The sequence below is a fragment of the Pseudomonas oryzae genome, assembly GCF_900104805.1.
Lineage (GTDB): Bacteria > Pseudomonadota > Gammaproteobacteria > Pseudomonadales > Pseudomonadaceae > Geopseudomonas > Geopseudomonas oryzae.
Genome location: NZ_LT629751.1, coordinates 2,141,248 through 2,161,480, shown reverse-complemented (window position 1 = coordinate 2,161,480; position 20,233 = coordinate 2,141,248). Strand labels below are relative to the sequence as shown.

The following is a 20,233-nucleotide window of genomic DNA, read 5'->3' as shown; positions in this document are numbered from 1 at the left end:
ATGAACCCGCAACGCCCGCTGGCGCTGCGTTTTCCGTTGCACGGCAGTCGGCTGATCGAGGCCAGCGCCGGCACCGGCAAGACCTTCACCATCTCCGCCCTGTACCTGCGCCTGGTGCTCGGTCACGGTGGCGCGGACGGCTTCGGGCGCGAACTGCTGCCGCCGGAAATCCTCGTGGTGACCTTCACCGACGCCGCCACCCGCGAGCTGCGCGACCGCATCCGCGCGCGCCTGGTCGAGGCGGCCCGGGTGTTCCGTGGCGAGGAGGCGGGCGACGACCTGCTGCAGCAGCTGCGCGACGACTTCGCGCCCGAGCAGTGGCCGGCCTGCGCCCATCGGCTGGACATCGCCGCCCAGTGGATGGACGAGGCGGCGGTGTCGACCATCCACGGCTGGTGCCAGCGCATGCTGCGCGAGCATGCCTTCGCCAGCGGCAGCCTGTTCACCCAGACCCTGGAGACCGACCATGGCGAGCTGATGGCCGAGGTGGTGCGCGACTACTGGCGCCAGCAGTGCTACCCGCTGGCCGGCGCGGCGCTGGACTGGGTGATGGGCCACTGGCAGCACCCGGACAGGCTGCTCCGGGAGCAGTTGCGCCCGTTGCTCGGCGAGGCGGATGCCGTCTCGGGTGAGCCGCTGGGCGCGCTGCTGGAGCGCGTGCTGGCCGAGCAGGCTGGCGAGCTGGCCGCGCTCAAGGCGCCCTGGGCGGCCTGGGCCGACGCGCTGGAGGCGCTGCTGGATGGCGCCGTGGCGGACAAGGCGGTGGATGGACGCAAGATCCAGGCGCGCTACTACCAGCCGTGGTTCAACAAGCTGCGCGAGTGGGCGGCCGGCGACGAGGCGGCCCTGGACCTCGGCACCGGCTTCACCCGGCTGACCCCGGACGGCCTGGCCGAGGTCTGGAAGAAGGGCAGCCCGCCGCAGCATCCGGCGCTGGATGCCATGCTCCTGCTGCCGGGCCGCCTGCAGGCCCTGGCCGGCCCCGCCGAGCCGGCGCTGCGCCATGCCGCGGCCTGGGTGCGCCAGCGCTTCGAGCAGGAGAAGCGGCGCCGCGCCGAGATGGGCTTCGACGACATGCTCAGCCGCCTGGATGCCGCCCTGCAGGGCGACAACGGCGCGCAACTGGCCGGGGTGATCCGCGCCCAGTTCCCGGTGGCGCTGATCGACGAATTCCAGGACACCGACCCCCTGCAGTACCGCATCTTCGACGCCATCTACCGGATCGAGACGAACAGCCCCGACAGCGGCCTTTTCCTGATCGGCGATCCCAAGCAGGCGATCTACGCCTTCCGCGGCGCCGACATCCACACCTACCTGCGTGCCCGCCGCGCCACCGCGGGCCGCCACGAGAACCTGGACACCAACTTCCGCTCCAACCAGGCGCTGGTAGCCGCGGTCAACCGGGTGTTCGCGCTGGCCGAGCGCCGCCCGGGCGGGCAGGGCGCCTTCCTGTTCCAGGACGAACTGCCGTTCGTCGAGGTGCTCGCCAGCGGTCGCCAGGAGCGCTGGCAGGTGGCGGGCGAGACGCCGCCAGCGCTGAGCCTCTGGCAACTGGCCAGCGAGGAGCCGCTGTCCGCCGGCGCCTACCAGAGCGAGATGGCCGCCCGCGCCGCGACCGAGATCGCCCGCCTGCTCGGCCTGGGCCAACAGCACCGCGCCGGTTTCGCCAGAGACGGCCAGCTCGCGCCGCTGCGGCCCAGCGATATCGCCGTGCTGGTGCGCAATGGTCGCGAGGCCGAGGCGATCCGCCGCCAGCTCGGCGCGCGCGGGGTGCGCAGCGTCTACCTGTCGGACAAGGACTCGGTGTTCGCCAGCCAGGAGGCCAGGGACCTGCTGTTGTGGCTGCGCGCCTGCGCCGAGCCGGATGTCGACCGCCCGCTGCGCGCCGCGCTGGCCAGTCGCACCCTGGGCCTGGCGCTGGTCGAGCTGGAGCAGCTCAACCAGGACGAGCGCATCTGGGAGCGGCGCGTCATGCAGTTCCGCGGCTACCGTCAGCGCTGGCAGCGCCAGGGCGTGCTGCCGATGCTGCATCAGCTGCTGCACGACTTCGACCTGCCGCAGCGGCTGATGAGCCGCGGCGACGGCGAACGCGCGCTGACCAACCTGCTGCACCTGGCCGAGCTGCTGCAGCAGGCCGCCGCCGAGCTGGACGGCGAGCAGGCGCTGATCCGCTATCTGGCCGAGCTGCAGGCCGGCGAGATCCAGGCCGCCGACGAGCAGATCCTGCGTCTGGAGAGCGACGCCGCGCTGGTGCGGGTGGTGACCATCCACAAGTCCAAGGGCCTCGAATACCCGCTGGTGTTCCTGCCGTTCATCTGCGGCTTCCGCCCGGTCGACCGTTCCCGGCCGCTGCCGGTTCACGACGGCGAGCGGCGCCGGCTGGTGCTCAAGGCCGACGACGAGGTTGCCGAGCGCGCCGACCGCGAGCGTCTGGGCGAGGAGCTGCGCCTGCTCTACGTGGCGCTGACCCGCGCCCGTCACGCCTGCTGGCTGGGCGTCGCCGATCTCCGCGATGGCCGCAGCAAGAGTTCCGGGCTGCACCGCTCGGCACTGGGCTACCTGCTCGGCGGCGGTGCGCCGCTGGAGGGCAGCGCGACCCTGGCGCAGTGGCTGCAGCCGCTGGCCAGTCCCGGGGACAGCGTCGTGCTGCCGGCGCCCGAAGCCACGGATGACCGCTACGACGCCCAGGCCGCCAGCGAGGCCGAGCCGCAGTGGCGCACCCCGGCGCGCAAGGCCGCCGAGCACTGGTGGATCGCCTCCTACAGCGCGCTGCGCACTGCCGACAGCCAGGAGGTCGCGGTCAACCGCTTTGACGACGCCGCGCCGGACAGCCCGGCGGCGCAGAAGGCCGCCGACGACGAGCGCGAGAATGTCGTCGTGCCGCTGCGCGCGAGCGATGTGCCGAGCCTGCACCGCTTCCCGCGCGGCCCCAACCCCGGCACCTTCCTGCACGGCCTGCTGGAGCTGGCCGGTCGCGAGGGCTTCGCCGAATTCGCCGGCGACTCCGCGCGGCTGCGCGACCAGATCGCCCGGCGCTGCCAGTTGCGCGGCCTGACCGAGTGGATCGTCCCGCTCGGCGACTGGCTGCAGGCGCTGCTGACCACGCCGCTGGTGCTGGGTGAGGAGGGCGCACCGGCGCTGGCCGACCTGCAGGCCTACCAGCCGGAGCTGGAGTTCTGGTTCGAGGCGCGCAAGGTCGATGTGCTGCGCCTGGATGCCCTGGTGCAGCGCCACGTGCTGCCCGGCCTGGCGCGTCCGGCGCTGGCGCGGGATCGTCTCAACGGCATGTTCAAGGGCTTCATCGACCTGGTGTTCGAACACGCTGGCCGCTACTACGTGGTCGACTACAAGTCCAACTGGCTGGGCGAGAGCGACGCCGCCTACACCGCCGAGGCGATGGCGAGCGCGGTGGCCGAGCACCGCTACGACCTGCAGTACGTGCTCTACCTGCTGGCGCTGCACCGCCAGCTCCAGCTGCGCCTGCCGGACTACGACTACGACACGCATGTCGGCGGTGCGCTCTACCTGTTCCTGCGCGGCAGCCAGGCGCCGGGGCAGGGCATCCACCATGCCCGCCCGCCGCGTGCGCTGATCGAGGCGCTGGATGCGCTGTTCAAGGGTGAATCCGTGGAGGAGATGGCATGAGCGAACAACTGAGCCTGCCGATGGGCGCGCCTGACCCGACCGCCGAGCTGGGCGACGTCGCCGGCCTGCTGGCGCTGCTCGACGCCTGGGTCGAGCGCGGCTGGCTGCGCGCCCTGGACCGTGCGCTGGTCGGCTTCTTCCACGAACTGGACGGCGCCAGCCCGCCGCTGGCGCTGCTCGCCGCCGCGCTGGCCAGCCACCAGCTCGGCCATGGTCACGTCTGCCTGGACCTGGCGGCGACCCTGGCCAGTCCGGACTTCGCCCTGTCCCTGCCGCCCGAGGGCGAGGACGCCGCCCGCGCCACCCAGCTGCCTTCCGCCATCCTCGCCGGGGTGACGCTCGCCGACTGGCTGGCGGCCCTGCGCGGCAGCCGCCTGGTGGCGGTCGATGGTGTGGCGGAGGAGGCGCCGCTGGTGCTGCAGGGCGAACGCCTGTACCTGCGTCGCTACTGGAACTACGAGCGCGCGGTGGCGGCAGCCATAGGCGCGCGCCTGCAGGACGCGCCGGCGTTGCCGGCCGAGCTGCCGGCGCGCCTGGCCCGGCTGTTCCCCGAAGCGCTGGTGCGGGACGGCGAGCGCCTCACCGACTGGCAGAAGCTGGCCTGCGCGCTGGCCGCGCGCGGCAGCTTCAGCCTGATCACCGGCGGCCCCGGCACCGGCAAGACCACCACGGTGGTGCGCCTGCTGGCGCTGCTGCAGGAGCCGGCGCTGGATGCCGGCCAGCCGCTGCGCATCCGCCTCGCCGCGCCCACCGGCAAGGCTGCCGCGCGCCTCACCGAGTCGATCGGCGCGCAGGTCGCCTCGCTGCCGGTGGCGGACCAGGTGCGCGAGCAGATCCCCAGCGAAGTCACCACGCTGCACCGTCTGCTCGGCAGCCTGCCGGACAGCCGCCACTTCCGCCACCACGCCGGCAACCCGCTGCCGCTTGACGTGCTGGTGGTCGACGAGGCGTCGATGATCGATCTGGAGATGATGGCCTGTCTGCTCGCCGCCCTGCCGCGCCATGCCCGGCTGGTCCTGCTCGGCGACAAGGACCAGCTGGCCTCGGTGGAGGCCGGCGCCTTGCTCGGTGACCTGTGCCGCGACGCCGAGGGCGGCTTCTACAGCGCCGAGACCCGTGCATGGCTGGAGGAGATCGGCGGCGAGACGCTTGCCGATCCGGCGCTGCGCCAAGGCGATGCCGAACGCCAGCCGCTGGCCCAGCGCACCGTGATGCTGCGCCACTCGCGGCGCTTCGGCAGCGGTTCGGGCATCGGTCGCCTGGCGCGCGCGGTCAACGCCCGCGATCCGGCGCTGGCGCGGAGCATCCTCGCCGAGGGCGGCGCCGATCTGCACGTGCTGCGCCTGCGCGGCGAGCAGGATGCGGCGCTGGAGCGCCTGCTGCTCGACGGCCTGCCGGCCGCGGCGTGCGGTCGACCGCAGGGCTACGCCCACTACCTGACGGTGTTGCGCGACACCCGCCCGGAGGCCGAGTGCGCGCCGGACTCCGCCGCGTGGACGGATTGGGCCCGGCGCGTGCTGGTCGCCTTCGACGAGTTCCAGCTGCTCTGCGCCGTGCGCAAGGGGCCGTGGGGCGTGGAGGGGCTCAACCCGCGCATCGCCGGCGCCCTGCAGCGGCGCGGGCTGCTGGAGGGCGACCAGGGCTGGTACGAGGGCCGCCCGGTGCTGGTGACCCGCAACGACTACAGCCTGGGGCTGATGAACGGCGACATCGGCATCGCCCTGCGCCTGCCCGAGCCGGCCGAGCGGCCGGGCGAGGCGGCGCGCAGCGTGCTGCGCGTGGTGTTCCCGCGCAACGACGGCAGCGGCGGGCTGCGCTACATCCTGCCCAGCCGCCTCAGCGCGGTAGAGACGGTGTTCGCCATGACCGTGCACAAGTCGCAGGGCTCGGAGTTCGCCCATACCGCGCTGATCCTGCCCGACACGCTCAATCCGGTGCTGACCAAGGAGCTGGTCTACACCGGTATCACCCGCGCCCGGCACTGGTTCAGCCTGATCGAGAGCCGCGGCGGGGTGTTCGACGAGGCGGTGAGCCGCCAGGTGGAGCGGCGCAGCGGCCTGGTCGAGGCACTGAGCGATCGCTGACGGTGGCGGGGTTCCGTTCCGGAGTGCCGGGGCGGAATCCCGCAGGACGGGTCGGACGGTTTTCTGACTTTCCGGCACTGGTTCCGGTCTTGTTCGCCATTGGGTGTCAGAATGTCGTGCATACCTAGCACCATGGACGGACCTATGAGCTACATGAAATGGACCAGTGACCTGGAACTTGGCATCGAGGTCATCGACAACCAGCACCTGCGCATCGTCGAGTACATCAACGACCTGCATCAGGCCATCGACAACCAGAACCGCGCGGAGGTCGGCGAAGTCCTCGAACAACTGGTGGAGTACACCATGTCGCACTTCGCCTTCGAGGAGGATCTGCAGGAGCAGGCCGGCTATCCCTTCCATCATGCGCACAAGAAGGTTCACGAACTGTTCAATCGCAAGATCGCGGACTTCCAGTACCGCTTCGACCTGGGCGAGGATGTCTCTCGCCAGTTGCTCACCACGCTGCGCGCCTGGCTGATCAACCACATCAAGCGTGACGACGCCGACTACGCCGAAACCGTCAAGGTCGCCCTGGCCGGCACGCTGCGGCCGCGGCCGAAGGGCTTCTTCGCCCGTCTGTTCGGCTGAGCCGTCGGCCGCCGGCCATCGCCCTGGAGAACCAGTCCCCATGAACGATCTGCCAAGCGTCGCCGAGGCCCTGCGCGGGGCCCGGCACCTGATGGTCTTCACCGGCGCCGGGGTGTCGGCGGAAAGCGGCATCCCGACCTTCCGCGATGCGCTGACCGGCCTGTGGCAGCGCTTCGATCCGGCCGAGCTGGTCACGCCCGAGGCGTTCCGCCGCGATCCGGCGCTGGTCTGGGGCTGGTACGAGTGGCGGCGGGCGCGGGTGCTGGCGGCGCAGCCCAATCCGGCGCATGTCGCCATCGCCGCGCTGGCCCGCCATGTGCCGAAGCTGACCCTGGTGACCCAGAACGTCGACGACCTGCACGAGCGCGCCGGCAGCACGGCGGTCATCCATCTGCACGGCAGCCTGCACGCGCCGCGCTGCTTCGACTGTGCGCGGCCGTTCGCCGGGCTGAGCGATGCTCCCGCCGAGCCGGCCGAGGGCCGGCGCCTCGAGCCACCGCGCTGCCCGCACTGTGGCGGGTGGGTGCGCCCGGGCGTGGTGTGGTTCGGCGAGGAGCTGCCGGAGCAGGCGCTGCGCCAGGCCTGTGCCGCTGCCGAGGCGTGCGACCTGCTGCTGTCGGTCGGCACCTCGGGCGTGGTCTGGCCGGCGGCGCGGATTCCCGGTCTGGCCCTGCAGGCCGGAGCTACGGTCGTCCACATCAACCCGCAGGCCATGCCGCCGACCGCCGCGCGCGAATGCGCCCTGGTCGGTGCGGCGGGGGCGGTGCTGCCGGCGTTGCTCGCGCGGGCGGGCTGGCGCTGAGGCCTGACTGCGCGGCGAGGGTGTTGCCCGCCGGCTCGCCGCAGTCGGTAACGATCTGCCGTCGCACAAGCCCTGGACGGAAATCTGGCGCAAGAGGATTGTTGTTGGTTTTATGACGTGTTTCGACGAAAATATGGCGAATTCGCTCCATGGCGAGAGCAGTTCGTTGACGCACTCGCCGGAAGCCACGCGGAACTCGCGACGGCCGGGCGCCGACATCCGTTCCACCCGCCGTTCGACGAACCACTCTTTCAAGCCGAGCCAGCCGTGACATTCATCACTCAAGCGAAGTCCCAATCCAGCCAGCGCAGCGACACGCCGCGGGGTGCCGTGCTGGCCGCGCCGGGCCTGCTGGAGCAGCGTTATCCGGACTTCGAGTACTTCAGCGACCTGGACGAGCTGCTGGCCTGCGACCACTGGGACGTGCTGCTGCTCGACTGCCCTGCAGCCGAGGCCGGGCCGTTGCTTTTCCGTCTGCGCCGCCTGGAGGCCTACCGCTTCATCCCGATCTACTGCTGCCGCGATCAGGATGACTGGTGCCGTGCCCTGGGCGACGGTCTGCCACCATCGGGCACCGCGGCGTTGATCCTGCCGTGGCGGCAGTGGCAGGAGCGCCTGGCGCTGTTCAACCGTGGCATCGCGCCGGAGCACTTCGACAGCCGGGTGCTGGCCTGGCTGTGGCTGCGCCCGCAGGCGGAGATCCGCGTGCTGCGTGACACCTCGGTGCCCCAGCACTACCGCTATCCGCTGATCGAGGTCCTGGCCGATCACGACGAGGTCAACGTCGCGGTCTGGTTGCAGATGATGGTGCAACGCGGCTGGCTGGAGAGCGGCGAGCTGGTCGATCGCCTGCGCCTGTGCACCGGCTGCGGTTCCGGGCGGCTCAACTACGTGGATGTCTGCCCCGAGTGCCGGGCGCTGGACATCGCGCGGCAGCCGTCGCTGCACTGCTTCACCTGCGGCAACGTCGGGCCGCAGGAGCAGTTCCTCAAGGACGGCCAGTTGCTCTGCCCCAATTGCCTGACGCGGCTGCGTCACATCGGCAGCGACTACGATCGTCCGCTGGAGAACTACAGCTGCCGCAGTTGTCAGGCATTCTTCATCGACGCGGCGGTGGAGGCACGCTGCCTGGACTGCGGCCAGGTGCACGCCCCGGAAAAGCTGCGGGTGCGCGAGGTCCGGTATCATCGCCTGGCCGAGGCCGGACGTCTGCGTTGTCGCCAGGGCTTGCAGGAGAGCGACGTGGATGCGGCCTTCTCCCGGCTCAACCTGCGCGGCACCAAGGAGTTCGCCGAACTGCTCAGCTGGCAGATCGAGCTGGTGCGCCGCTATGGCGGCCCGGCCTTCTCGCTGCTCGGCCTGCGTCTGGTCAATCTGACCGGAACCCTGGAAGTGCTCGGCGAGCGCCAGGCGCATGCGCTGGTCGACAGCCTGGTCGAGCGTCTGGTGGAGATGGTGCGCGAGACCGACCGTTGCACCCGCAGCAGCGAAGACCAGCTCTGGTTGCTGCTGCCGCACACCGGCGAGGAAGGGCTGGCCAGCCTGCAGCAGCGCCTGGCCGGCTCCTGCGCGCAGCTCGCCGAGCTGGCCACGCATGGCATCGAACCGCGCACCGTGGGTTTCACTGCACCGCAGGATCTGCTCGATCAGGAAGACGGGCGGCTGCTGATGGCGCGACTGGCGGGGGAACTGCTCTGAGTCATGGATGACGTCATGGCCGTAGCCTTCGGCCTGTATGCGGAAGTTGCCAGGGAGGGGGGTGCGACGGCGCTGCTGGTCAGCCTGTTCCCGGCCTTTTTGCTGCTCGAGGTGCCGCTCAACCTGCTGGTCCTGCTCGGGGTGCTGCGCTGGTTCACCCGCCAGCGCTTCCTTCAGCCGCACTCGGGCAGCTATCGCCCGCGGGTCTCCTGCATCATCACCTGCTACAGCGAAGGCCGGGATGTGCGCAAGACCCTGGAAAGCCTGTGCGAGCAGGTCTACCCCGGCGATATCGAGATGATTCCGGTGGTCGACGGGGCTGCGGTGAACCAGGAGACCCTGCGCGCCATCCGCGAATTCCGCGTCGATCTCCTGCGCCATCCGCGCCGCCTGCTGCGGCCGATCGCCAAGTGGCAGCGCGGTGGCCGGGTCTCCTCGCTGAACGCCGGGCTGGTCTACGCCACCGGGGAAATCGTCATGGCCCTGGATGGCGACACCTCGTTCGACAACGACATGGTCGGCGCCATGGTCCGCCACTTCGCCGATCCGCGCGTGCCGGCGGTGGCCGGCAGCCTGCGCGTGCGCAACGCCGGCAGCTCGTGGGTCACCGCGGTGCAGGCCCTCGAGTACCTGCTGTCCATCCACCTGGCCAAGGTCGGCCTCGGCGAGTGGAACCTGGTCAACAACATCTCCGGGGCCTTCGGCGCGTTCCGCCGCAGCGTGCTCGACAAGATCGGCGGCTGGGACACCCACACTGCGGAAGACCTGGACATCACCCTGCGCATCAAGAACTACTTCGCCCGCGACGGCCTGCGCATTCCCTTCGAGCCGCGGGCGATCGGGCACACCGATGCGCCGGTGACCCTGCTGCAGCTGCTCCGGCAGCGCCTGCGCTGGGATGGCGACCTGTACTTCCTCTACGTGCGCAAGCACCGCCACAGCCTGTCGCCGCGCCTGCTGGGCTGGCCGAACTTCCTGATGACCCTGTTCGGCGGCCTGTTCTTCCAGCTGGTGCTGCCCTTCATCATTCTCGGCTACTGCCTGTTCGGCCTGCTCCTGCTGCCCTGGCCTGTGCTGCTGGTGCTGGGCGGGCTGATCTACCTGATCTATCTCGCCAGCACCCTGCTGCTGTACCTGGTGCTGTTGCTGGCCGTTTCCGAACGGCCCCGCCAGGATCTGCGCCTGCTGCCGGTGGTGCTGATCTTCCCGCTGTGCATGCTGCTCATGCGCTGCTGGAGCGCGGTGGCCACCCTCAACGAGATGCTGCGTCGTGGCCACGAGGAAAGCAGCATGGCGCCCTGGTGGGTGCTGAAGAAGGCCAAAAGGTTCTGAATGATCCGCGCGACTCTGCTGCTGTTCGTCACCCTGCTGCCTGCGCTGTCCCTGCGGGCCGAGCCGTTGCCGCTGGCCGAGCTGCTGGCGCAGGCCGCCGGGGCGCCGGACCTGCGTCAGGGCGATGCTGAGCTGGAGGCCCTGCAGGCGGCGACCGCGCAGCGGCGCGCCGAGGCCGGTTGGCAGCTGTTCGGCGGCGCCAGCGCCGGCAGCTATCGCGAGCTGGGCGAGGAGGGGGCGCGCGACGACTACAGTGGCCGGCGCCTGGCGCTGGGCGTGCGTCACCCGCTGCTGGGCAGCCTGCATCGCCGGCTGGCCCAGGTGCAGGCCGCCCTGCACGGCGAGGAAGCGCAGCGCCTGCGCCTCGCCGTGCTGCGTGCCGAGCAGCGCCTGCAACTGCGCAGCGCCTACGCCGACTGGTGGCGGGTCGAGGAGGAGCGCGCCCTGTGCCGGGGCATTCGCCCGGCTGCCGGCGAGGCGCTGTCGGTTCTCGAGGCGCGTACCGCGAGCGGCTGGATGCTGGCCTCCGAGGCCGCGCTGCTGCGCGAGCGCTGGAGACGCCTCGAGCGGCGCTGTGCCGATGCCGACGACAATCGCGCCCTGGCCCGCGACTGGCTCGGCGAGCTGGCCGGACGGCCGCTGCCGGTCGACGCGCGCCCGACAGCCGACGCCCTCGCCAGCCGTCCGCAGCCTTGGCCGCAGTGGCAGCAGGTGCTCGCGCGCCACCCGCGAGTCGCCGAGCGGCAGAGCCGGCTGGCGGTGGCCGGGCAGCAGCGCGAGCTGCCCTGGTATGCGGCACTGGAATCCACGGTGAGCCTCGGGCGCGGCTTCGAGCGGCGTAGCCGGCTGGCGGAAGAGGGGGGTGACTGGGCGGTCAGCCTGGACGTCTCGGCGCCCTTCGACGTGCTGGACTACGGCCGTGCGCAGCGCCAGGAGCAGGAAGCGCGCTATCGGGCGGCGCAGGCATCGCTGGAAGCCGAACGCCATGCCCTGGGGCGGGAGCTGCTGCAAGCCTGGCGCGAGCACCGCGAGGCACTGGAGAACCTGCAGTGGCAGCGCGAGCGTCTGGACAGCCGGCGTCTGCGCCAGGCCGAGCGCCTGCAGCGCAGCCTGCTGGACGGCGAGGATGGCGTCCTGTCGCGGCAGGTGGCCGATCTCGACTACGGCGAGGCGCTGCTGGAAAGGGTCGCAGCCTGGCATGCGCTGTGGCTGAGCGAGGCGGCGCTGCAGCTGTTCGTCGAGGACGATCCCGCCGCGGCAAGCCTGCTGGGCGAGAGCCGGACGCACTGGCAGGACCAGTCGGGCGCCGCGTCGGCCCCCGCTGGCTGGAGCCAGGGTGTGTACATCTGGGACAGCGGTGCGCTGCTCGATGCGCGACGCCGGCGTGACGAACTGGATGCGCTGCAGCGGGCCGGCATGCAGCGTCTGTACATCGGCCTGAGCGCCGAGCAGGTCGCCAGCCTGCCGGCCCTGCGCCAGGCGCTGCACGGGCTGCTGCAGGACAGCCGTGGGCGCGGCATGCAGCCGGTGCTGCTGCTCGGCGATCCGCACTGGCTGCTGCCGGTGGGGCGCGGCGCACTGCAGCGCCTGCTGGAAGAGCTGGCCGGGCTGCCGTTCGCCGCCCTGCATCTCGATCTGGAGGTCGAGCAACTGGGCTGGCCGGTCCCCGAGCAACGCCTGCGCGACTGGCTGGACACCCTGGCGCTGGCTGCGCGGGCGAGCGATTGGCCGCTGGAGCTGTCCAGCCATTCCCGCTGGTTCGTCGAGCGCAGCGGCGAGGTCTGCGTGCCCTGCGCCCTGCCGCAACTGGGCGTGAGCCAGGTCAGCCTGATGATCTACACCAGCAATCCGGCGCGCAGCGCCGAGCTGGCCACGACCATCGCCCGGCGCTGGCCGGCGCTGCGCTTCCGTCTGGCGCAGAGCGTGGAGCCGCAGCTGCCGGCTACGGAAAGCCTGGCCGGGCGCCGCGCCGCCGAACTTCAGGATCTGGCCGAGCGCTGGCGGGCACAGCTGCAGCCCGTGGCGCTGGCCGGCATCGACTGGCAGGCCTGGTCCCACTATCCCCGTTGAGCATTCGCCCATGAAGGTCCGTTTCGACAGTCCCAAGGAAACCCGTCCCGCCGAAGAGCAGGGCCTGCAGGTGCTGTATGCGCCGGGCAAGCGCATGGCCTTCCGCCTGCGCTGGTACCTGCTGCTGCTGTTGGTGGCCAGCCCGCTGTTGTGGCTGGTCGGCCACTGGTTGCTGAGCCTGGCTCGCATCGAGGCGCCGGCGCGGCTGTACGTGCCCAGCCTGCAGGTGCGGGCCTTCGCGGCGGCGCAGATCCGCGAGATCCTGATCGAGCCCGGCGAGCTGGTGGCCGAGGGGCAGCTGCTGATGCGCCTTGACAATCCCGAGTGGCGCCAGCGTCTGGCGCTGCTGGCGGACTCTGGGGCAAGCCTGGCGGCGGTCCCGCCGGCGAGCGAGCGCGAGCTGCTGGGCAAGGCCCTGGCGGATGCCGAGCAGCGTCTGGGCGAGGCGCGCCGGCTGCTGGCGCTGGGGGCGGCGACGCGGGGCGAGCTGTTCCGCCTGGAGAGCGAGCGCGATGCGCGTCGTCTGGAGTTGCTGCAGTTCCAGCAGCGGCAGGATCCGCCGGAGCCGGCATCCGCCGTGCAGCGTCGTCTGGAGCGGCGCTGGCTGGAGCAGCAGCTGGCCGGGCTCGAGGTACGGGCGCCGGAGGCGGGGCGGGTGCTGGACATCCAGGTCGGTGCCGGCGAGAGCGTGGCGGCGGGCCTGCCGCTGCTGACCCTCGAGCGGCGTCAGCAGGAGCAGGTCTGGGTGTATCTGCCGGCCCGTCATGCGGCCTACGCACAGCCCGGGCAGGAGCTGGCCCTGCGACTGCCCGACGGCTCCTGGCAGGCCGCCCGCGTGGTCCGCCAGGTCCACGACACCGCGCGGGTGCCGGCGGAGCTGCTGCCGCCGTTCGCCTCGGCGGCGCGCACGCTGCTGGTACTGGTGGAGCCCACCGAGGCGCTCGCCGAGCTGTGGCGGGTCAACCAGTTGGGATTGCAGGCGCGCTTTCCCCGCGACTGGTGGCGTACCTTGGCGCTGGACGACTGATCGGCGCGAGGGGCTCAGTCCTCCTCGTTGAGGTCGAGGTAGTCGCGCACGAACTCGATGATGCGCTCGTGGCTGGCCGGCAGCTCGGCCGAGGTGTAGGGCAGATCGTGCCAGTCGTCTTCCTGATCGTAGCGCCGCCAGCACACGTCGCCGTCGGCGCGCACGGTGTTGTAGCTGACCACGATGGCGCCGTCGGTGATCACCTCCAGCTCGTCCTGCGCCTGGCCGGTGTAGCCCTGGGATTGCTTGAGCGTGCGAATGGTCATCTTGCGGTCCCCCCTCTGGCGCCTGGCCGGGTGGCAGGGCGTAGCTAAAACCTTAGGCCAGATTCGTGCTGGTGCAGGCGGGGAAACTTGCCGCGGGGCAGCGGCGGGGTGGAGGATGGCGCAGGGCGGGCAATAAAAAAGCCCCAGGCTTTCACCTGGGGCTTTGAAATCTGGCTCCGCGACCTGGACTCGAACCAGGGACCCAATGATTAACAGTCATTTGCTCTACCGACTGAGCTATCGCGGAACAACGAGGCGTATCTTACTGATTTCTAAGGCGAAGTCAACACCCTTGCGGTGTCGACTTCGCCTTCCGGATCAGAGCACCTCGACGATGGCGCGGGTGACCACTTCGAGGTTCTTGCTGTTCAGCGCGGCGACGCAGATGCGGCCGGTGCTGACGGCGTAGATGCCGAACTCGTTCTTCAGACGCTCGACCTGATCGGCGGTGAGGCCTGAGTAGGAGAACATGCCGCGCTGGCGGGCGACGAAGCTGAAGTCGCGCTTGGCGCCGAGGGCGGCCAGCTGCTCGACCATGCCGTTGCGCAGGCTGCGGATGCGCTGGCGCATCTCGCCCAGTTCCTCTTCCCACATGGCGCGCAGTTCGGGGCTGTTGAGCACCGCGGCGACCACGCTGGCGCCGTGGGTCGGCGGGTTGGAGTAGTTGGTGCGGATCACCCGCTTGACCTGCGACAGCACGCGGCCGGCCTCGTCCTTCGAGGCGGTGACGATGGACAGCGCGCCGACGCGCTCGCCGTACAGCGAGAACGACTTGGAGAAGGAGCTGGAGACGAAGAACTGCAGGCCGGATTCGGCGAACAGGCGCACCGCCTCGGCGTCCTCGGCGATGCCGTCGCCGAAGCCCTGGTAGGCGATGTCGAGGAAGGGCACGTGGTTGCGCTCGCGGACCACTTCCAGCACCTGCTTCCAGTCGTCGGCGGACAGGTCGACGCCGGTCGGGTTGTGGCAGCAGGCGTGCAGCACGATGATCGACTGCGCCGGCAGCGCGCGCAGGTCGGCGAGCATGCCGGCGAGGTTCAGGCCGTTGCTGGCGGCGTCGTAGTAGCTGTAGTTCTGCACCGGGAAGCCGGCGGACTCGAACAGCGCGCGGTGGTTCTCCCAGCTCGGATTGCTGATCGCCACCACGGCGTCGGGCAGCAGGCGCTTGAGGAAGTCGGCGCCGGTCTTCAGCGCGCCGGTGCCGCCCAGCGACTGGGTGGTGACCACGCGGCCTTCGGCCAGCAGCGGCGAGTCCTCGCCGAACAGCAGCTTCTGCACGGCGCTGTCGTAGGCGGCGATGCCCTCGATCGGCAGGTAGCCGCGCGGCGCCTTGGCCTCCAGGCGGGCCTTCTCGGCCTCGATCACGGCGCGCAGCAGCGGAATGCGACCTTCTTCGGTGAAGTACACGCCCACGCCCAGGTTGATCTTGCCCGGGCGGGTGTCGGCGTTGAAGGCTTCGTTGAGGCCCAGGATGGGGTCGCGGGGCGCCATTTCGACGGCGGAGAACAGACTCATGTGCGGCAGCTCTGTGAGTATGAAGGTGACGGGCGATGCAACGCCCGGCCATCACCGGGCCAGGGGTTGCGCAGACGGGGCGACATTATAGGTGGGGCTGTCCGGCAGAGCGATATACTGGTGCGGCGAAAATGGCCATTCGTGCGACAAACTGGCGCACGGGATCGGCCGGGCGGCATCCGGCCCGGCGGTCGGTGGCCATGTCCGGTGCATCACGCCGTCTGGCGAGGACGGTTGCGCTTCTTCGAGGGTTCTCATGTCCAGGTTCAAGCTAGTCACCCGCTTCAAGCCGGCCGGCGATCAGCCGGAGGCGATCCGCCAGATGGTCGAGGGCCTGGAGGCCGGCCTGTCGCACCAGACCCTGCTCGGCGTGACCGGTTCGGGCAAGACCTTCAGCATCGCCAACGTGATCGCCAGGGTGCAGCGGCCGACGCTGATCCTCGCGCCCAACAAGACCCTGGCGGCGCAGCTGTACGGCGAGTTCAGGAGCTTCTTCCCGGACAACGCGGTGGAGTACTTCGTCTCCTACTACGACTACTACCAGCCGGAAGCCTACGTGCCGTCCTCGGACACCTACATCGAGAAGGACGCCTCGATCAACGATCACATCGAGCAGATGCGCCTGTCGGCGACCAAGGCGCTGCTCGAGCGGCCGGACGCGATCATCGTCGCCACCGTGTCGTCGATCTACGGCCTCGGCGATCCCGCCAGCTACCTGAAGATGGTCCTGCACGTCGACCGTGGCGACCACCTCGACCAGCGCGCGCTGCTGCGCCGCCTCGCCGAGCTGCAGTACACCCGCAACGACATGGACTTCGCCCGCGCCACCTTCCGCGTGCGCGGCGACGTGATCGACATCTTCCCCGCCGAATCCGAGCTGGAGGCGATCCGCATCGAGCTGTTCGACGACGAGGTGGAGAGCATCGCCGCCTTCGATCCGCTGACCGGCGAGGTGATCCGCAAGCTGCCGCGCTTCACCTTCTATCCCAAGAGCCACTACGTCACTCCGCGCGAGACCCTGCTGGAGGCGGTGGAGCAGATCAAGGTCGAGCTCAAGGACCGTCTGGAGTACCTGCGCACTCACGACAAGCTGGTCGAGGCGCAGCGCCTGGAGCAGCGCACCCGCTTCGACCTGGAGATGATCCTCGAACTGGGCTACTGCAACGGCATCGAGAACTACTCGCGCTACCTGTCCGGCCGCGCGCCGGGCGAGGCGCCGCCGACCCTCTACGATTACCTGCCGGACAACGCCCTGCTGGTGATCGACGAGTCGCACGTCACCGTGCCGCAGGTCGGCGCCATGTTCAAGGGCGACCGCTCGCGCAAGGAAACCCTGGTCGAGTACGGCTTCCGCCTGCCCTCGGCGCTGGACAACCGCCCACTGCGCTTCGAGGAGTGGGAGGCGATCAGCCCGCAGACCATCTTCGTCTCCGCGACTCCCGGCCCCTACGAGGGCGAGCATGCCGGGCGGGTGATCGAGCAGGTGGTGCGCCCCACCGGCCTGGTCGACCCACAGCTGGAGGTGCGCCCGGCGACCACCCAGGTCGACGACCTGCTCTCGGAGATCCGCAAGTGCGTGGCCGCCGGCGAGCGCGTGCTGGTCACCACCCTGACCAAGCGGATGGCCGAGGACCTCACCGACTACCTGGGCGACCACGACGTCAAGGTGCGCTACCTGCACTCGGACATCGACACCGTGGAGCGGGTGGAGATCATCCGCGACCTGCGTACCGGCGCCTTCGACGTGCTGGTCGGTATCAACCTGCTGCGCGAGGGACTGGACATGCCCGAGGTGTCGCTGGTGGCGATCCTCGACGCCGACAAGGAGGGCTTCCTGCGCAGCGAGCGCTCGCTGATCCAGACCATCGGCCGCGCCGCGCGCAACCTCAACGGCCGGGCGATCCTCTACGCCGACCACGTGACCGGCTCGATGCAGCGCGCCATCGACGAGACCGAGCGGCGCCGCGCCAAGCAGATCGCCTTCAACGAGGCGCACGGCATCGTGCCGCAGGGGGTGAAGAAGGACGTGCAGGACATCCTCGAGGGTGCCGTGGTGCCCGGCGCACGCAGCCGCAAGCGCGGCGCGGCGGCCAAGGCGGCGGAGGAGAGTGCCCGCTACGAGGCGGCGCTCAACTCGCCGAGCGAGATCACCAAGCGCATCCGCCTGCTGGAGGAGAAGATGTTCCAGCTGGCCCGCGACCTCGAGTTCGAGGCTGCGGCGCAGCTGCGCGACGAGATCCAGAAGCTGCGCGAGCGGTTGCTGGCGCTGTAGGAGGCGCAGTCGCAGGGTTCGCTAGGGTACGCCGTGCGTACCATCCAGGCAGTGGTGCGCATGGCGACCCCGACGGTCTGCTGCCCCGAACAGGCCGGCTCAGCCGGGGAGGGTGGGTTAGTCGCGCAGCGGCGTAACCCACCAGCGCGACCGGGAGGTCGCGCAATGGTCCGATCGGTGGGTTACGGCCTGCGGCCTAACCCACCCTACGGCTCAGGTTGCCATTCAGCACCACGCTGGCCAGTCCGCCGGCGACCAGCCCCCAGAACGCCGCGCCGACGCCGAGCAGGCTCAGCCCCGAGGCGGTGACCAGGAAGGTGATCAGCGCCGGCTCGCGCTGGCGCACGTCCTGCAGCGCGCCGGCCAGGCTGTTGCTCAGGGTGACCAGCAGCGCCAGGCCGGCGATGGCGAGAATCAGCGCCTGCGGGAAAGCGGCGAACAGGCTGGCCACGGTGGCGCCGAACAGACCGATCAGCAGGTAGCAGACGCCGGCGCACACCGCCGCCCAGTAGCGCCGCTGCGGTTCCTGGCCGGCCTCGGGGCCGGCGCAGATCGCCGCGGTGATCGCCGCGAGATTCACCGCGAAGCCGCCGAACGGCGCGAGCAGCAGGCTGGCCAGGCCGGTCCAGGTGATCAGCGGCGACACCGGCACCCGCTCGTAGCCCGAGGTGCGCAGCACCGCCACGCCGGGCAGGTTCTGCGAGGCCATGGTGACCACGAACAGCGGGACGCCGACGCCGACCAGCGCCGCCCAGGAGAACTCCGGGCGGACGAACTGCGGCACCGCCACGGCCAGTTCGACCTGCTGCCAGTGCAGCAACTCGAGTTGCCAGGCCAGGCCGACGCCGAGCAGCAGCACCAACAGGATCGCGTAGCGCGGCAGCAGGCGCTTGCCGAGCAGGTAGGCGAGGAACAGGCTGCCGACCAGCAGCGCCTGCTGCCCGAAGGCGCCGAACAGCTCGAGACCGAAGCGCAGCAGCACGCCGGCGAGCATGGCCGCCGCCAGCGCCTGGGGGATGCGCTGCATCAGCCGGGCGAACAGCCCGGTGACGCCGCAGAGGGTGATCAGCGCGGCGCTGAAGACGAAGGCACCGATCGCTTCGGCCATGCTCAGGCCACCCAGGCTACCGGCCAGCAGGGCGGCGCCGGGGGTCGACCAGGCGGTGAGCACCGGCGCGCGGTAGCGCAGCGACAGGCCGATGCTGGTCAGCCCGCAGCCCAGGCACAGTGCCCACAGCCAGGAACTGACCTGCGCGGCGTCGGCGCCGGCTGCGGCGGCGGCCTGGAAGACGATCACCGCCGAGCTGGTGAAGCCGACCAGCACGGCGATCAGGCCGGCGCTGACATGGCTGGGAGCCGGAAAACGGGACATGGACGAACCTCGGGCTTGAGGGATGGGTAACTTTGTGCGTTATTACGCACATGGCTGGCAAGTTACCCTTGTACGCTATAGCGCACAAGGGCGAGAGAGTGCTGATGACGGATATCAACGGGAGAATCGCCGCACGCTTGCGCGCGCTGCGCCAGGCGCAGGGCTGGAGCCTGGACCGGGCGGCACAGGCCACCGGGGTGAGCAAGGCGATGCTCGGGCAGATCGAGCGCGGCGAGTCGAGCCCGACGGTGGCCACGCTGTGGAAGATCGCCGCCGGCTTTCAGGTCTCCTTCTCCGGGCTGCTCGAGGATGCGCCGGAGGCGGGCGGGGTGCTGCTGCGCAGCAGTGCGGGCGACGACTGGCCGAGCGACGACGGCGGCATTCGGGTGCGTACGCTGTTTCCCTACGATCCGGCGCTGGGTATCGAGTTTCTGGTGGTCGAGCTGCAGCCGGGGGCCAGCCACCAGTCGGTGCCGCATGCCGTCGGCGTCACCGAACATGTGATTCCGCTCGATGGCAGCCTGGAGATCAATATCGACGGGCACTGGCAGACGGTCGCCTGCAGCGAGGGCCTGCGCTTCGCCGCCGACCGGCCACATGCCTACCGCAACGGCGGCAGCACGCCGCTGCGATTCCACAACCTGATCCACTACCGGGCGGCGCCTTGTGGGGCCGCCGCCGGGGCTTTATAAAGCGCCTTTTCCCGAATGGATGGCGATCATGCTGCGACTCTCCGCGCTCTACCGTTTCCCGGTCAAATCCCTCGGCGGCGAGCTGCTGCAGCGCGCGGAGATCGACGCGCTCGGTCTGGCCGGTGACCGGCGCTGGATGGTGGTCGATGGCGCGAGCGGGCGCTTCCTCACCCAGCGCCAGCTCCCCGGCATGACGCAGCTCGGCGCGCGCTGGCTGGATGCCGAGACCCTGGAGCTCAACGCCCCCGGGCGGGCGCAGCTACAGGTGGCGGTGCCGCCGGCCGATGAGGCGCTGCGTGGGGTGACGGTGTGGGGCGACAGCCTGCAGGCGCCGGATGCCGGTGACGCGGCGGCGGCCTGGTTGAGCGCGGCGCTCGACCGCGCTTGCCGGCTGGTGCACGTGCCGGCCAGCCGTGCGCGCCAGGTGGACACCGCCTATGCCCAGGTCGGCGACAGGGTGGGCTTCGCCGACGGCTTTCCGCTGCTGCTGATCGGCCAGGCTTCGCTCGACGACCTGGCGGCGCGGGTCGGCCGGCCGCTGGAGATGCTGCGCTTCCGGCCCAACCTGGTGATCGAGGGCGGCGATCCCTACGCCGAGGACGGCTGGGGCCGGCTGCGCATTGGCGCGGTGGAGTTCGAGCGGGTCAAGCCGTGCTCGCGTTGCGCCATCCCGACCCTCGACCCGCACAGCGGCGAGCGCAGTGCCGACGGCGAGCCGCTCAAGACCCTGGCCAGCTACCGGCGCGACGCCGACGGCGTGTACTTCGGCCAGAACCTGATCCAGCGCGGCAGCGGCGTGCTGGAGGTGGGCATGCCGGTGGTGCTGCTGGATTGAGGGTGGCCCTGTAGGGGCGAATTCATTCGCCT

14 protein-coding genes and 1 tRNA gene are annotated in these 20,233 nt (G+C 70.6%); 11 read left to right on the top strand and 4 right to left on the bottom strand.

Annotation, left to right across the window (positions count from 1 at the left end; genetic code table 11):
- The 8 genes from recB (at position 1) to BLT78_RS09545 (ending at position 13,249) form a co-directional block, all read left to right on the top strand.
- The gene (gene recB, locus BLT78_RS09580) at positions 1-3,645 is read left to right on the top strand and encodes an exodeoxyribonuclease V subunit beta (protein WP_090352238.1); all 3,645 of its coding nucleotides are present in this window, start codon (positions 1-3) and stop codon (positions 3,643-3,645) included.
- Entirely contained in the window at positions 3,642-5,729 is a 2,088-nt protein-coding gene (gene recD, locus BLT78_RS09575; protein WP_090348758.1) for an exodeoxyribonuclease V subunit alpha, read from the top strand. Before recB ends, recD begins: the two co-directional genes overlap by 4 nt.
- Before the next feature lie 144 nt (positions 5,730-5,873).
- Entirely contained in the window at positions 5,874-6,320 is a 447-nt protein-coding gene (locus tag BLT78_RS09570; protein ID WP_090348757.1) for a bacteriohemerythrin, read from the top strand.
- Between the two features lie 40 nt (positions 6,321-6,360).
- Entirely contained in the window at positions 6,361-7,122 is a 762-nt protein-coding gene (locus BLT78_RS09565; protein ID WP_090348756.1) for an SIR2 family NAD-dependent protein deacylase, read from the top strand.
- A gap of 267 nt (positions 7,123-7,389) precedes the next feature.
- Positions 7,390-8,820 carry a TackOD1 domain-containing metal-binding protein gene (locus tag BLT78_RS09560; protein ID WP_331715150.1) on the top strand — a complete coding sequence of 477 codons (1,431 nt, stop codon included), beginning with the start codon at positions 7,390-7,392 and terminating at the stop codon, positions 8,818-8,820.
- Between the two features lie 15 nt (positions 8,821-8,835).
- The gene (locus tag BLT78_RS09555; protein ID WP_231975759.1) at positions 8,836-10,152 is read left to right on the top strand and encodes a glycosyltransferase family 2 protein; all 1,317 of its coding nucleotides are present in this window, start codon (positions 8,836-8,838) and stop codon (positions 10,150-10,152) included.
- Positions 10,153-12,222, top strand: coding sequence for a TolC family protein (locus tag BLT78_RS09550; RefSeq protein WP_090348754.1), 2,070 nt, complete (start codon positions 10,153-10,155; stop codon positions 12,220-12,222). It abuts the gene before it with no gap.
- Positions 12,223-12,232: 10 nt separating this feature from the next.
- A complete protein-coding gene (locus tag BLT78_RS09545) occupies positions 12,233-13,249 on the top strand; it encodes an efflux RND transporter periplasmic adaptor subunit (RefSeq protein ID WP_090348753.1) in 1,017 nt (338 codons plus the stop codon).
- Between the two features lie 14 nt (positions 13,250-13,263).
- On the opposite strand, the gene BLT78_RS09540 is transcribed toward BLT78_RS09545, so the two are convergent.
- From BLT78_RS09540 to BLT78_RS09530, 3 genes are all read right to left on the bottom strand, one after another.
- Entirely contained in the window at positions 13,264-13,515 is a 252-nt protein-coding gene (locus BLT78_RS09540; RefSeq protein WP_090348752.1) for a hypothetical protein, read from the bottom strand.
- 171 nt (positions 13,516-13,686) lie between these two features.
- Positions 13,687-13,762: transfer RNA gene (locus BLT78_RS09535), tRNA-Asn, on the bottom strand.
- Between the two features lie 71 nt (positions 13,763-13,833).
- Complete coding sequence (locus BLT78_RS09530; protein ID WP_090348751.1) at positions 13,834-15,030, bottom strand: amino acid aminotransferase; 1,197 nt, start codon at positions 15,028-15,030, stop codon at positions 13,834-13,836.
- Positions 15,031-15,286: 256 nt separating this feature from the next.
- On the opposite strand from BLT78_RS09530, the gene uvrB reads away from it, so the two are divergent.
- A complete protein-coding gene (gene uvrB, locus BLT78_RS09525; RefSeq protein ID WP_090348750.1) occupies positions 15,287-17,302 on the top strand; it encodes an excinuclease ABC subunit UvrB in 2,016 nt (671 codons plus the stop codon).
- 196 nt (positions 17,303-17,498) lie between these two features.
- Here uvrB and BLT78_RS09520 read toward each other — a convergent pair whose 3' ends face one another.
- Entirely contained in the window at positions 17,499-18,674 is a 1,176-nt protein-coding gene (locus tag BLT78_RS09520) for a benzoate/H(+) symporter BenE family transporter (protein ID WP_090348749.1), read from the bottom strand.
- A gap of 104 nt (positions 18,675-18,778) precedes the next feature.
- Here BLT78_RS09520 and BLT78_RS09515 point away from each other — a divergent pair, with 104 nt between their 5' ends.
- Positions 18,779-19,366 (top strand): helix-turn-helix domain-containing protein, encoded by a 588-nt coding sequence (locus tag BLT78_RS09515; protein WP_090348748.1) that lies wholly within the window; start codon positions 18,779-18,781, stop codon positions 19,364-19,366.
- Between the two features lie 28 nt (positions 19,367-19,394).
- Entirely contained in the window at positions 19,395-20,201 is an 807-nt protein-coding gene (locus BLT78_RS09510) for an MOSC domain-containing protein (RefSeq protein WP_090348747.1), read from the top strand.
- The last annotated feature ends 32 nt before the right edge of the window (positions 20,202-20,233 follow it).